At 65.1% G+C, this 14393-nt stretch carries 10 protein-coding genes; 6 read left to right on the forward strand and 4 right to left on the reverse strand.

The window, feature by feature from the left end:
- Positions 1 to 113: 113 nt before the first annotated feature.
- Complete coding sequence (locus tag AAFP05_RS02270; RefSeq protein WP_341728231.1) at positions 114 to 1826, reverse strand: phospho-sugar mutase; 1713 nt, start codon at positions 1824 to 1826, stop codon at positions 114 to 116.
- A 96-nt stretch (positions 1827 to 1922) separates the two neighbouring features.
- On the opposite strand from AAFP05_RS02270, the gene deoD reads away from it, so the two are divergent.
- Together deoD and AAFP05_RS02280 are read left to right on the forward strand one after the other, a co-directional pair.
- A complete protein-coding gene (deoD, locus tag AAFP05_RS02275; protein WP_341728232.1) occupies positions 1923 to 2666 on the forward strand; it encodes a purine-nucleoside phosphorylase in 744 nt (247 codons plus the stop codon).
- 161 nt (positions 2667 to 2827) lie between these two features.
- Positions 2828 to 3808: a quinone oxidoreductase gene (locus AAFP05_RS02280; protein ID WP_341728233.1), complete on the forward strand. Its 981-nt coding sequence runs from the start codon at positions 2828 to 2830 to the stop codon at positions 3806 to 3808.
- Positions 3809 to 3903: 95 nt separating this feature from the next.
- On the opposite strand, the gene AAFP05_RS02285 is transcribed toward AAFP05_RS02280, so the two are convergent.
- Positions 3904 to 5583: an MDR family MFS transporter gene (locus AAFP05_RS02285; RefSeq protein ID WP_341728234.1), complete on the reverse strand. Its 1680-nt coding sequence runs from the start codon at positions 5581 to 5583 to the stop codon at positions 3904 to 3906.
- Between the two features lie 288 nt (positions 5584 to 5871).
- Between AAFP05_RS02285 and AAFP05_RS02290 the strand changes: the two genes are divergently transcribed.
- Entirely contained in the window at positions 5872 to 6528 is a 657-nt protein-coding gene (locus tag AAFP05_RS02290) for a TetR family transcriptional regulator (protein WP_341728235.1), read from the forward strand.
- Here the strand turns inward: AAFP05_RS02290 and AAFP05_RS02295 are convergent.
- Both AAFP05_RS02295 and ileS read right to left on the reverse strand, forming a co-directional pair.
- On the reverse strand, positions 6521 to 9373 hold the full coding sequence (locus AAFP05_RS02295) for a cation-translocating P-type ATPase (protein WP_341728236.1): 2853 nt from the start codon (positions 9371 to 9373) through the stop codon (positions 6521 to 6523). The genes AAFP05_RS02290 and AAFP05_RS02295 overlap by 8 nt on opposite strands.
- Positions 9374 to 9547: 174 nt before the next feature.
- Positions 9548 to 12730 carry an isoleucine--tRNA ligase gene (gene ileS / locus AAFP05_RS02300; protein ID WP_341728237.1) on the reverse strand — a complete coding sequence of 1061 codons (3183 nt, stop codon included), beginning with the start codon at positions 12728 to 12730 and terminating at the stop codon, positions 9548 to 9550.
- 314 nt (positions 12731 to 13044) lie between these two features.
- Here ileS and AAFP05_RS02305 point away from each other — a divergent pair, with 314 nt between their 5' ends.
- The 3 genes from AAFP05_RS02305 to AAFP05_RS02315 all read left to right on the forward strand — a co-directional run.
- Positions 13045 to 13287: a type II toxin-antitoxin system Phd/YefM family antitoxin gene (locus AAFP05_RS02305; RefSeq protein ID WP_341728238.1), complete on the forward strand. Its 243-nt coding sequence runs from the start codon at positions 13045 to 13047 to the stop codon at positions 13285 to 13287.
- Between the two features lie 7 nt (positions 13288 to 13294).
- Positions 13295 to 13660 carry a type II toxin-antitoxin system VapC family toxin gene (locus AAFP05_RS02310; protein WP_341728240.1) on the forward strand — a complete coding sequence of 122 codons (366 nt, stop codon included), beginning with the start codon at positions 13295 to 13297 and terminating at the stop codon, positions 13658 to 13660.
- Between the two features lie 59 nt (positions 13661 to 13719).
- Positions 13720 to 14393, forward strand: a 674-nt coding sequence (locus AAFP05_RS02315; protein ID WP_341728239.1) for a DUF1707 domain-containing protein, incomplete at its 3' end; no start/stop codon positions are given.

A 14393-nucleotide genomic window follows, 5' to 3' on the forward strand; every position in this document is an offset into this window, starting at 1 on the left:
CACGATTATCGAGTTCAGTTTGGTCACCTATAGCTACCAAACTGAACTCGATAATCCGGCAGACGCGTTCGTCAGCCACGCAACCAGTACCGGCAGCCCTGAATCGGAGGGCCCTAAAACCCCAGACCGGCCGTCAACTCCTGCTTGATCGCCTCCAGGCGCGCGGCAGCCGCGGACTTCGCGTCCGCGACGTGTTCGCGTCCATGAACCCTTTCGATGACCTCGAGATAGCACTTCAGTTTCGGCTCGGTACCCGACGGACGCACCACGACCCTGTCGCCGCGCTCGGTCTGCAACCGATACCCGGGCGTCGACTCCAACCCCAGATACCCATCGGCCAGGTCCACGAACTCGCGAACCGGCGAACCTCCCAGCGACAAGGGAGGAGCCCCCGCCAACCGCTGCAGCCCGGCACTGATCTCGGCGGGATCACCCACCCGGAAGGTCAATGGGCATGTCGCATGCAGGCCGTGCTCGACAGCCAGATCGTCCAGCAGCTCGAGTATGGTTCGTCCGGCGGCCTTCAGCGAAGCCACCAGCCGGCAGGCGACCAGCGCCGCAGTGATACCGTCCTTGTCGCGCACCGCCTCAGGATTCGCGCAGTAGCCGAGCGCCTCCTCATAGCCGAAAACCAGGCCGGGGGTCCGGGCGATCCACTTGAACCCGGTCAGCGTCTGCGTCGAACCCAGACCATGGTCGGCGGCGATCGAATCGAGCAAGGACGAGGAGACGATCGACCTCGCCATCACCTTTCGCGGATCACCCGCGAAGCAGCGTCCCAGATACTCCCCCAGCAACACGCCGACCTCGTCGCCGCTCAGCTGACGCCAGCCCCCACCCGCAGAGCCATCCGGCACGGCCAGCGCGCAGCGGTCGGCGTCCGGATCCAGCGCCACCACCAGATCGGCGTCCACCTCACGAGCGAGGCTGACCGCCAGATTGAGCGCGCCTGGCTCCTCCGGGTTCGGAAACGCCACAGTGGGGAACTCCGGATCGGGCTCGCACTGCTCGGCCACCAGGTGCAGATCGTCCACGCCGATCGCTCGCAGCACCCGGGACCCCAATCCGCCGCCGACGCCATGCATCGCGGTCAGCACCACCCGCAACCCGCTCACCTCGGCGGATGCGTCGGACAGCGACGCCAGCCGGGCATTGAAAGCCAGCGCGGCCTCCAGATAGGAATCCTCGGTGGACGAGTCGAGTGTGCGCCAACCTCCCGCCGCGACGGGTATGCCGTCGGCCGGCCCGGCCGCCCTCATCGCCGCCATGATCTGCTCGTCCATCGGATTCACCAGTTGGACGCCCCGCCCGGAGCCAGAAACCACGCGTCCGCCCAGATACACCTTGAGGCCGTTGTCAGCGGCCGGATTGTGGGAGGCGGTGACCATCACGCCGGCATCTGCGTTGAGATCATTGACGGCGAATGCCAGCACCGGCGTCGGTGTGGCAGCTGGCAGCAGAACTGCTCGTCCACCGGCAGCGGTCACCACACCCGCCGTGGTGCGCGCGAATTCGGACGACCGATGCCTTGCATCAAAACCGACCACCACGCTGAAGTCGTGGCCGGCTTTCTCTCGAAGCACCGAGCAGAGCCCCGCTGCGGCGATCGTCACCACGGCGGTGTTCATCCTGTGCGGGCCGGCACCCATTTCGCCGCGTAGCCCGGCGGTGCCGAAGACCAGCAGACCCGACATCCGGTCATCCAGATCTTCGGCGGCAGCGGTGTCTCCGGCCTCGGCTCGCGCCAGCAGACCCTGCAACTCGGCCCGGTCGCGAGGGTCCGGATCGTGTTCTATCCACTCGCGTGCGCTCCCTGCTGATCGCACGGTCACCTCCGATCAAGGATGCCGGTCTATTCTGAGGGCGAAGCCCTACCGGCCATTCTTCCCCGACTCGCACGTTACCGAGAGGACCGCACGCAGATGGCCACTCCCCATATCGCAGCCGAACCCGGCGACTTCGCCCCGGCGGTGCTGATGCCCGGCGACCCGAAACGCGCCGAACGCATCGCGAGGCTGCTGATGCCGGACGCCCGGCTCGTCACAGATGTGCGAGGCATGCTCGGATTCACCGGCACCGTCGACGGCCATCCGCTCAGCGTGATGGGCTCAGGGATGGGGCAGCCGTCGATCACGATCTACGCCACTGAACTGTTCTCGGTGTTCGGCGTCCAGAGGATCATCCGGGTCGGCACCTGCGGGGCGATTGCGCCACAGGTCAAACTGGGTGACGTGATCCTCGCAACAGGCGCCCACACCACCTCGAACATCAACCAGCTGCGACTGCCCGGGATGAACTTCTCCGCCGTGGCGAGCTTCAGACTCGTGCGGGCGGCTGTGGACGCATCCGGCCCGGCCGACGCAGGCAGCAGCGGCCACACCCATGTCGGCATGGTGATCTCGGACGACCACTTCTACCTGCCCAATCCCGATCCGCAGTGGCTGACCAAGCTCGCACAGTACGGTGTGCTCGGGGTGGAGATGGAAGCCGCGGCGCTGTTCGCAACCGCGGCCGAATTCGGAAAAGAGGCGCTCGCGGTCCTGACGGCCTCGGATCACCTGCTCGATCAAGGCACCGGTCAGCACGGACACAAGATGACGCCCGCAGAACGCGAAACTCGCTTCTCCGGAGCCCTGAGACTGGCGGTGGCGGCCGCCTTCAGCTGATGCCCACCCGGATTGTGTAGGCGCAGAGCCCATCATTGGCCCCAATCCGACACAATGTGATCCAGCCCGGGGACGACCTGAACCAGCCACCCGGAGAGGGATCCCGGAGAGGGATCGCAGGAGAGCGGACGCAGGCTCGTCCGCGGTGCTTGAATGGCGACATGAAGGCTGTTATTGCTACCGCCGCCGGCGGGCCCGAAGTCCTCGAATACACCGATGTCCCCGACCCGGTTGCCGGTGGGGGCCAAGTCGTGGTCAAGGTGGACGCGGCAGGTGTGAACTTCATCGATACCTACCGGCGCGCCGGGGTCTACAAGGTGGGATACCCGCACATCGTCGGAGTCGAGGGCTCCGGACGCGTGGTCTCGGTCGGCCCGGATGTCGCCGACGTCAATGAGGGCGACGCGGTGGCGTGGGCAGAAGGCCCAGGCTCATACGCCGAATACGTCGCGGTGGACGCCAAGAACCTGCTCCCGGTGCCCGAGGGCCTCGATATGCGGACGGCTGCGGCGTTGCCGCTGCAAGGCATGACTGCCCACTACCTGTGCCGCTCGACCTATCCGGCCAGCGCAAGCACGGTGGCACTGGTGCACGCCGCGGCCGGTGGCGTCGGCGGGCTGCTGACCCAGCTGATCACCTCTCATGGCGGACGAGTCATCGCCACCGCAGGCACCCCGGAGAAGGCCGAGCGGGCGAAGTCTTATGGCGCTTCGGACGCGCTCGTCTACACCGAGCTCGATGATCTGGCCGCCGAGCTACCGCGCAGAGTGCGGGTGCTTGCTGGCGGCGGAGTCGACGTGGTCTTCGATGGTGTCGGCAAGACAACCTTCGATGCCTCCCTGGCGAGTCTGCGACCACGCGGCATGATGGTGCTCTTCGGTGGCTCGTCGGGCCAGGTGCCGCCCTTCGACCTGCAGCGGCTCAACGCGGCCGGATCGCTGTTCATCACGCGTCCGACACTGGCGCATTACACGCTGACCAGGCAGGAGACGCTCTGGCGAGCAGGCGAGGTCTTCGGCGCGGCAGCGTCCGGCGAACTCAAGGTTCCGATCGGAGCGAGCTTCCCGCTGGCGGAGGCGGCCCAGGCCCATCGGGCATTGGAGTCACGACAGACCACCGGCAAGGTGCTGCTGGTCGTCTGAGCAGCGACAGCAGCGAACGAAACGGCGAAGGTGGGCTGAACCGCGAACTTGCGGTCGGCCCACCTTCGTATCGTCCGTCGATTCGTTGACCTCGATCAGGCCGAGGCGAGTTCCAACTCCTCCGACTCGCCCGTCTCCGCCGACTCGTCCGCGCGCCTCGTCGAGAACTCAGCCCGCTCAGTGGACTCGGCCGCCGATTCGGCGACCTCGTCCACATCGCGCAAGGTCGTGCGCAACGGCTTGTTCTTGATGAACAGGGTGAGCAGCAGCGCGGCGACCGCGAACGGGATCGCCACCCAGAAGACGGTGTTCATCGAGTCGGCCATGCCCATCCGAACCGCTGCTGCGATCTGCGGCGGCATCGCAGCGATGGCCGAGGTATCGAGCACCGAGCCGGCATCGATCGACTGGCCGGAGGCGGCGATCTGCGCCTGCATCTCGGCGGGAATGTGCGAGACGATGTTCTCCTGCAGGTGTGAACTCATCACGGTGCCGAGCACCGCAGTGCCCACCGTCGAACCCAGGTTGCGGAAGAACTGGACCGCCGACGTGGCGATGCCCATCTCGGAGCGCTTCGCGTTGTTCTGCACGACCAGCGTGTATACCTGCATCGCCAGACCCAGCCCGAGGCCGATCACGATCAGGATCAGCGACAGCCGGACCTTCGAGGAGTCGGCGTTCAGCGTCGTCAGGCCCAGGTAGCCGATGATCAGAACGGTCAGGCCGCTGATCATGAAACCCTTGTAACGGCCGAACCTGGTGATCAGCAGGCCGACGCCGATCGACGTGACGATCATCGCGAGGCTCAGCGGCATCAAGATGACACCGGAGTTGGTGGCAGAGGCACCGAGCACGACCTGCGCGAAGACCGGAACGTAGATGATCGCACCGAACATCGCGACCGACATCGCGAAGGTCGACAGCACCGACAAGGTGACAATGTTCTGCTTGAACAGGTGCAGCGGGAGCAGCGGATTGTCCGCATGCAGTTCGGCGATGATGAATGCACCGATCAACACCGCACCGGCGATGTACATGCCGATGATCGTGGGCGAGTTCCAGTCATACATATTGCCGCCCCAGCTGGTGGCCAGCAGCACCAGCACCAGAGCAGGGACCAGCGTCAAGGTGCCCCACATGTCGAAGCTCGTCTTCACCGCGTTGTGCGGGATGCGCAGGAAGCGGACGATGAAGTAGAGCGCGATCAGGCCCAGCGGGATCGGCAGGAAGAAGAGCCAGCGCCAACCGAGGTGATCGGTGATGGCACCACCGGCGAGCGGGCCGAGCACCGAGGTGACCCCGAAGACGGCGCCCATCAACCCTTGGTACTTGCCCCGGCTACGAGCGGGGATGATGTCACCGATGATCGTTTGCGACAGCGGCTGGAGCGTGCCCATGCCCAGGCCCTGGATGGCGCGAGCGCCGACCAGCATCCAGAAGTTCTGCGCGACACCCGACAGCATCGCGCCGACCATGAAGACAACCAGGCCGGCGATGTAGAAACCGCGGCGTCCGAACATGTCAGAAAGCTTGCCGACGATCGGAACCACACACGCAGAAGCAAGCATGGCTGCCGTGGCAACCCACGAGTAGTGCTCCATTCCGCCCAGTTCCGCGACAATCCGTGGCATCGCGGGACCGACAATGGTCTGGCTGATCGAGCTGACCAGCATGCCGAGCATCAGACCGATGAAGACATTGCGGGCCGCGGGACTCAACGTGAACTCCGGCGCGTCGGTACCCACTCGCCGCTCACGAGCGGAGCGGCGGCTCACTCGGTCAGACGTGGCCGTCTCAGCTATAGCACTCACTCTTGTTTGCATCCAACTTGCCTCTAATACAACGAACGCCGCGGACCTTCGTCCGCGGCGACAAAACGACTATACTCAAATTTGCAGTACATGCAAGATTGCACCTAATGAACTTTTAGAAGACCGGCCGCTGAGGCCACCTACGGGCCTGACAGAGAATTGGCGCGTCGAAGCGACTCACAGCGGCAATTCTTCGGAGGGCCCTAAACTGAAGCAACCTGGCAAGCTGATCTCAGACGAGAGGTTTCATCCATGTCTGGCACTCCCGCCGTGGAGACCATCGATATTCCCAGCCCAGGTCCCTGCGGCTTACGCGAACAGAAGAAGCGTCAAACCCGCAGAGAACTGCATCATGCCGTACTGCAGCTGATCCTCGACGAAGGCCTTGACAACCTCACCGTCGACCGCATCGCCGCAGCCGCCGGCGTCTCATCGCGCACCTTCTTCAACTACTTCCCAACCAAAGAAGCCGCAATCTTGGGTTTGCCGCCCGACCTCGACCAGCGGTTGCGCGAGGCATTGGACGCCCGGCCCGCCGACGAGGGGCCGTGGCAGTCCATCATGGCGCTCGCCCAACGACTGCTCGAACGCCAGTCTGACGACCAGGAACTGCGTCACGAAGTCATCCGCCGCTATCCCAAACTCGTGCATAGCATGCGCGCGGCGACAAACGATGCCCGCGAAACCGCGCGTTCAGTACTCGCCGAACGCATGAAGGCGCAGGGCATGGACGCCATCGAAGCCCGCCGCCGCGCAATCGTCTACATCGATCTCGCCATGACGCTGGTCACCTCGTCCATGCGCATCTCCCAGCTGGAAGGCGTCGAGACCTCCAAAGCCTTGGTAGAGGTACGCAAGCTCGTCCGCGCTCTCGGCGACGATCGGGACGCACTCGCACCGCTCAGCTGACCTGGCGCGCACCCGATCGGCGGCGGATCAGCTTGCGGATCTCGTCGAACCAGAGAACGGACGAGGCCATTGCGATGCAGACACCCCAATGCGTCAGGTCCAGGGTCGCGGTTCCGAACGCCGCCTGCAGGAAACCGACCTCGACCACCAGCACCTGCAGCACCACGCCTAGCGCCAGCGACCCCCACAGCCAAGGGTTCACGAAGAGGTGATGGAAGGCCGAGACATCCTCCGAGCGAGAATTCAGCGTGTTGAAGAGCTGGGCGAGCACCAGTGTGGTGAACCCGGCGGTGCGAGCGACATCAAGTGAATCGCTGCCCTCGATCAGGCCGCCGGGCAAGAAGATGTCGATGGTCAGCAGAGTCGTGACCGCCATCACCAGGCCGATCGAGATCACTCCCGACCACATCGAACGATTGATCACCGGCTCGTCCGATCTGCGGGGTTTGCGGGCCATCACGTCCTCGACCGAGGGATCCACTCCCATCGCCAGCGCCGGCCCCGAGTCGGTCACCAGGTTGATCCACAGGATTTGGGTGGCGAGCAGCGGCAGCACCACACCCGAACCATCTCCGCTTGCCAGCCCGATGACCCCGGCGAGAGCAACGCCGAGGAAGATGGTCAAGACCTCGCCCATATTGGACGACAGCAGATAGCGCAAAAACTTGCGGATGTTGTCGAATATCCGGCGTCCCTCGCGGACCGCGTCGACGATCGTGGCGAAGTTGTCGTCGGCGAGCACCATCGTGCCGGCCTCCTTGGTGACCTGGGTACCGGCGACGCCCATCGCCACCCCGATATCGGCAGCGCGCAAGGCGGGAGCATCGTTGACGCCATCGCCGGTCATTGCGACCGTCTCGCCTTGTTCCTGCAGGGCCCGTACGATCCTCATCTTGTGGGATGGCGCCACTCGTGCAAAGACGTTGATGTGCTTGACCGCACCGGCCAGCTGATCGTCGTCCATAGCGGTCAGCTCGCCGCCTGTCAGCACTCGCGCCCCCTCGGGTGCAATTCCCAGGTCCGCAGCGATACGTCCGGCGGTCGCCGGATGATCACCGGTGATCATCAGCACTCGCACTCCGGCTCGATGCGCCTCGGCCACCGCGTGCGCGGCTTCCGGCCGTGCCGGGTCGATGATGCCGACGACGCCGGCCAGCGTGAAACCGGTCTCGAGCGCGGCCAATTGTTCTTCGCGCTCAGCCTCGCTGCCGGTCTTGGTTGCCTCGAACTCCTCATGGGTGACATTCCGCACCGCGACCGCCAGGGTCCGCAAGGCCCGGGAGCTCATCTGTTCGATCTCGGCCGTCACTCGATCGCGATGGGGCTCGTCCATGGGCTCTGGCCGCTCCCCCACCCGCACCCGCGTGCACAGCCCCAACAACACATCCGGGGCGCCCTTGGCAACCATCGTGATCGAGTCGTGGGCATCGTCGGCGTAGAAGACACTCATCAGCTTGCGCTCGGACGTGAACGGAATCACGCCCACCCGCTCGAAGCGGCCCTCCCGTGAGCCGGCAACGCCCAGCTTCAGCTCGGCCACCAAGAAGGCACCCTCGGTGGGGTCTCCCAGTACGTGCCAGACGCCGCCCTCGTCTTGGGCGAGTTCAGAGTCGGAGGCCATCACGCCGCCTGAAAGCACCACCGTGACCTCGTCGGCCAGCGGGCCGGCCAGCTTCTCTGCATCCGGAACGCCATCGCGATCTGCATCGGGGGCGACTCGTCCGACCGGCTCGTAGCCGACACCGGTCACCACGGTGGTTCCGGATGCGGTAGCCACTTCCTGGATGGTCATCTCGGAGCGGGTCAGCGTGCCGGTCTTGTCAGAGCAGATCACAGTCGCCGATCCCAGCGTCTCGACGCTGGTCAGCTTCTTGACCACCGCGTTGTGAGCTGCCATCCGCTGCACACCCAGCGCGAGGACGACCGAGAGGATCGCGGGCAGTCCCTCGGGTACCGCGGCCACCGCCAGCGAGACACCCAGCAGCAGAGTCTCGATGAAATCCTCGGCCGAATGCACATTGCCCAAGAGCACCAGTGCCACGATGACCACCACCGCGATGCCGAGCACCGCGATGCCGAGCGTCTTCGAGACCTTCGCGATCTCGCGCTGCAATGGCGTCGGCGCGTCCTCGACCGACGACAGAAGTTGCGCGATGGCGCCCATCTCCGTGTGGGTCCCCGTCGCGGTGACCACGGCCAGCCCACTGCCCTGGGCAACCGAGGTGCCGCGGAAGACCATGTTCGTCCGATCCGCGAGCTCGGCGGTAGCAGCAACGGTTGCGATCGATTTGGAGACCGGCTCGGATTCGCCGGTGAGCGAGGATTCGATCACACGCAACGCGTCTGCGCTGATCAGCCGGGCGTCCGCCGGTACTTGGTCACCCTCGGCGAGCACCACGATGTCGCCCCGGACCAGTTCGGACGACGCTATCTCCTGCCGGGAGCCATCACGGATGACCATGCTGGTGGCCTTGGTCAGCTCCTTGAGCGCCGCGACCGCCTGATCGGCCCGGTTCTCCTGCACCAACCCGATGATCGCGTTCAGCAAGAGCACGGCGGCGATGACGATCGAATCGATCGGAGCCCCATGCGTGCCTTCAAGCACCCAGGCGACGGTCGAGATGACGATCGCCACCAGTAGCAGCGCAACCAGCGGGTCGGTGAACTGAGCGAAGAATCGCTTCCACAAAGGTGTGGGAGCGATCGTTTCCAGTTCGTTCGGGCCATCGGCCGCCAGCCGTTCGGCCGCCGTGACCGCGCTCAGACCTTTGGACGCGTCGGTCCCCAGATCCTGCGCTACCTCGCCACCCGAACGCGCGAACGGCGGCTCCGTATCACTCGCCATCCCGTACGGCGGACTGGGAACTGGTGTCTGGGTGTCCATGCATCCATCTAACCAGGCGGCACCGACAGTCTCTCCGGCCCGCTGCTTCCTGTCCTTGCCCCGCTCAGCTCTGGCCCGGATCGTGTAGCGCTGGAGCCCGTCATGGGCCCGGGAGATACACGATGCGGCGAATCCTCAGGCCTTCTCGACCCGCACGTGCAGGCCGGTCTCGGCGTCGTCCGCCCAGCCATCGGCAGCGTCCGCCTGCTCGGCGACCACGGCCAGCACCTCATCGGCGATCTGCTTGAGATGCTCGGCGACAGCCTTGGCCATCGCCGGGTTGTCGGCGGCCCACTGCAACCGGATCCGATCGCTGACGTCCAGCCCGGACGCCTTGCGGCTCTCCTGGATGAACCGGATCGCCTCGCGGGCCAGGCCTGCCGAGACCAGCTCCGGGCTGAGTTCGAGATCGAGCGCGATCGTCTGGCCGTCCTCGTCGACCACCGACCAGCCCTCGCGGGGCCGCTCGGTGATGAAGACGTCGTCGGCGCTCAACTCGACCTCGCCGACACCCGCGACATCGAGCCTGACCAACCCGCCATCGGCCAGCCGACGGGACAACTCTGCAGCGTCCGCGGCGGCTACGGCCTTGGCGACCACCGGGGTCTGCTTGCCGAAGCGCTTGCCGAGCGCCCGGAAGTTCGCCTTGGCGGAATAGTCGACGACATCCCCGGCCGCGTGGAAGGTGTCCACCTGGCCGATGTTCAGCTCAGAGGTGATCTCGCCGAGCAGTTCGTCCAGCAGATGAGAGCGGGCGGACGAGCTGATCAGCGCCCGGCGCAGCGGTTGCCTGGTCTTCACCCTGGCCTCGGCGCGGGCCGCGCGTCCGAGCTCGACCAGCCGGCGAGCCAGCTTCATGGCCGAATCCAGCTTGGAGTCGATCAGCGACTCGTCCGCGATCGGCCAGCTGGTCAGGTGTACCGAATCGGGGCCGGCCGGATCGGTCGGGACGAACAGATCCTGCCAGACCCGCTCGGTGATGAACGGCACGATCGGCGAGAGCAGCCGGGTCAACTGGTTGAGGGTCTCGTGCAGCGTCCATAGGGCACCCTGGTCACCTACCCAGAAACGGCGACGGCTACGGCGGACGTACCAGTTCGAGAGATTGTCGACGAACTCTGCCAGCAGCACCCCGGCATGCTGGGTGTCGAAGTCCTCCAGGTCACTGGTGACATCGACGATCAGCTGCTGGGTGGCCGAGACCAGCCAGCGGTCGAGCACATGGCGCTCGGCGACGGCAGGGGCCGCACCCGACGGCGCCCAATCATTCGCGCGGGCATAAAGGCTCTGGAAGGCGACGGTGTTCCAGTAGGTCAGCAACACCTTGCGGGTGGTCTCCTGCAGCGCACCCGCACCGACCCGGCGGGCCGACCACGGGGAGCCGGAGCAGGCCATGAACCACCGCACCGCGTCGGCACCATGCTCGTCCATCAGCGGGATCGGTTCCAAGATGTTGCCCAGATGCTTGCTCATCTTGCGGCCGTCCTCGGCGAGGATGTGGCCCAGGCAGAGCACGTTGCGGTAGCTCGACTGATCGAAGACCAGGGTGCCGACCGCCATCAGGGTGTAGAACCAGCCGCGGGTCTGGTCGATCGCCTCGCAGATGAAATCGGCCGGGTAGTGCTGCTCGAACTTCTCCTTCGAGCCCTCGACGTAGGGGTAGCCCCACTGCGCGAACGGCATCGAGCCCGAGTCGAACCAGGCGTCGATCACTTCAGGGACGCGACGGTAGGTGCCTGTCACGCCCGGCAGCGTGAAGGTGATGTCATCGACGAACGGACGATGCGGATCGAGCTCGCTGAGGTCTCGGCCCGCGAGTTCACCCAACTCGGCGCGCGATCCGACGCAGACCATCTTCGACGGATCCGCATCGTTGCGCCAGATCGGCAGCGGGGTGCCCCAGTAGCGGCTGCGGCTTAACGCCCAGTCGATGTTGTTGGTCAGCCAGTCACCGTAGCGGCCGTGCTTGATGTTCTCGGGGTACCAGTTGGTGGCCTCGTTCTCACGCAGCAATTGGTCTTTGATCTGCGTGGTGCGGATGTACCAGGACGGCTGGGCATAATAGATCAGCGGCGTGCCGCAGCGCCAGCAGTGCGGGTAGGAGTGCGTATAGGGCAGCAGCTTCCACAGCAGGCCGCGGGCTTCGAGGTCGGCGACCAGCGGCTTGTCGGCCGACTTGAAGAATTGTCCGCCGATCAGCGGAAGATCCGGCGCGAAGGTGCCGTCGGAGCGAATCGGGTTGACCATCTCCAGGCCATAGGCGCGGCAGACCGCCATGTCATCGGCACCGAAGGCGGGGGCCTCGTGCACCAGGCCGGTGCCGTCGCCGGTGGTGACGTAGTCGGCGAGCACGACGAAGTTCGCCTTGTTCTTGAACTGCACCAATTCGAATGGACGCTGGTAGTCCCAGCGCTCCATCTGGGCGCCTTTGACCTGGTCGACGACCTGCCAGACCGGCTTGTCGTCCTCATCGGTGATGGCGCCGAGTACCTGCTCGAAGAGTGGCTCGGCGACGACCAGCGAGTCTTCGCCGCTGACCGCGCGCACATAGCTGACCTCGGGGTGCACCGCGACCGCAGTATTAGAAACCAGAGTCCAGGGGGTGGTCGTCCAGACCAGCAGGTCGGCGCCCGCCCAAGGGCCACTCAGCAACGGGAAGCGGACGTAGACCGACGGGTCGGAGACATCCTCGTAGCCCTGCGAGACCTCGTGATCGCTGAGCGCGGTCTGGTCCTTCGGGCAGTACGGGGCCACCCGGTAGTCCTCGACCAGCAGGCCGCCGTCGAAGATCTGTTTGAGGGCCCACCACTCGGATTCCACGTAGTGCGGGTCCATCGTCCAGTAGGCGTCGTCGAGGTTGACCCAGTAGCCCATCCGGTGGGTCAGCTCGGCGAACTCACCGACGTAGCGGGAGACCGACTTGCGGCAAAGCGCATTGAACTTGGCCACGCCGTAGGTCTCGATCTCGGACTTGTCGTCGATGCCCAGTTCTCCTTCGACGGCCAGCTCGACGGGCAGGCCGTGGCAGTCCCAGCCGGCCTTACGGTCGACCCGGTGTCCCTGCATCGTCTTGAAGCGGGGGAAGACATCCTTGAAGACACGAGCCTCGATGTGGTGGGTACCCGGATGCCCGTTCGCAGTGGGCGGGCCCTCGAAGAAGGTCCACGGTTCACCGTCCTGGCTGGCCTCCCAGCTGCGGTGGAAGGTGTCGTCCTGATCCCACAGCTTCAAGATCTCGTGGTCCATCGCTGGCAGATCGAGCTGTGCGGGCACGGTACGGTAGCCGCCTGTGGACTGGCGCACCTCTTGGTCGCTCATGAAGAAGATCCCTCGTCGAAAACCGATCAAGGGACGAACGCGCCGGTCGGGCGTCCGCGGTACCACCCCTGTTGGGATGCGAGCATCCCCACTTCATTCGCGCCCTGCGGCCGGTTCTAATGGGCCGGTTGCCCGGCGGTTCTTCCGGCAGCTCCGAGGTGATGGCCTCATCAATGCCTTGCAGCAGCGGGTCCTAGTGTATGCGGACGATCGGCCGGAGGTGAAACCGGCGGTTTGCCGGAGAAGGGCTGACTCGGCAGAACGGGTTGGCCAATACCATCAGTCAACATTGGCCAAGTTGCTATGCTAGCGATATGGCGATCGTAAAAGTGCAGTATGCGAAGACTCATCTATCGGCACTCATCAGCGCCGTTGAGCAGGGCGAAGAGATCGTGATCGCGCGGGGCGACCAACCCGTCGCCCGTCTTGTGCCTATAGCGCTGCCTGGCGAGCGGGAGTTGGGGTTTGTCGCGTACCAGGTGCCGGATTCTTTTGACGAGCCGCTGCCCGAAGAGGAACTGGCGGCATGGGAGGGCGAGCGTGCGCTTCCTGCTTGATACCCACGTGCTGTTGTGGACACTAACCGAGCCCGACAGGCTGACAGCATCGGCGAGAGGCATCATCGCCGACGGGTCGACACGACTCGTGGTGTCTACAGTCTCTGCCTGGGAAATCGCCACGAAACAACGACTGGGCAAGTTGCCGCAGGCGGACGCACTCGTGAGCGGCTACTCGCGCCATCTCGATCGCTTGGGTGTCGAGCGTCTGGCTATCGGCGATGACCACGCTCTGCTTGCCGGCGGACTCAACTGGACTCACCGGGATCCTTTCGATCGCATGCTCGCAGCGCAGGCAATGATCGAATCGATGACGCTCATCACGGCAGACCAGGTTTTCGCTGGCCTCCGCGGTATCGCAACGCTGTGGTAAGCCAACGGCGCCCAGTACCTGTTGCAGGGCGCGGCTCCCTCCCGCAATAGAGTTGGACCATGAGCCACGACGACAACTGGCAGGACCCGCCCCGGCTGCGGGCGGGCGATGCTGACCGGCAGCGGACGATCGAGGCACTGACGCGGGGGTGGCGCGAGGGGCGCATCACCCGCGAGGAGTTTCAGGAGCGTAGTCCGCAGGCATTGACCACGGTCTACCAGGACGAACTGGACGCGCTGCTGACCGATCTCGGCGGGCTGGACGCGGCGGCGAGCGCCCAAACGCCAACAGAGCTGAGCTATCAGGCGCCGGCGTATTCGGGCGAGATGGTCGTCCAGGACAGTTGGCAGTCCGAACCCGACGAGCCTGCCTTGCCGGCCGTGTACGCTCCCGAGGGCACCAAGGGCACGTCGCTGTCGATCAGCATCATGAGCAGTATCGAGCGTGCCTCCGAATGGACGATCGCCCCCACCCATGTGTCGATCGCGGTCTGGGGTGCTACCGAGCTCGATCTGCGCGATGTCGTTTTCACCAGCGACACCATCGTGATCACCTGCTTCGCGATCATGGGCGGCACCAACATCATCGTCCCGCCCGAGATGGACGTCCAGATGAACGGCATCGGCTTCATGGGCAGCTTCGGCTGGGAGAAGGCGAAGATGGCCAAGGCCACGAAGCCTGCGGCCGAGGGAAATCCGCGGGTGATCGTCAATGGGCTGGGCTTCTGGGGCGC

Source organism: Brooklawnia sp. (genome assembly GCF_032229645.1).
GTDB lineage: Bacteria > Actinomycetota > Actinomycetes > Propionibacteriales > Propionibacteriaceae > Brooklawnia.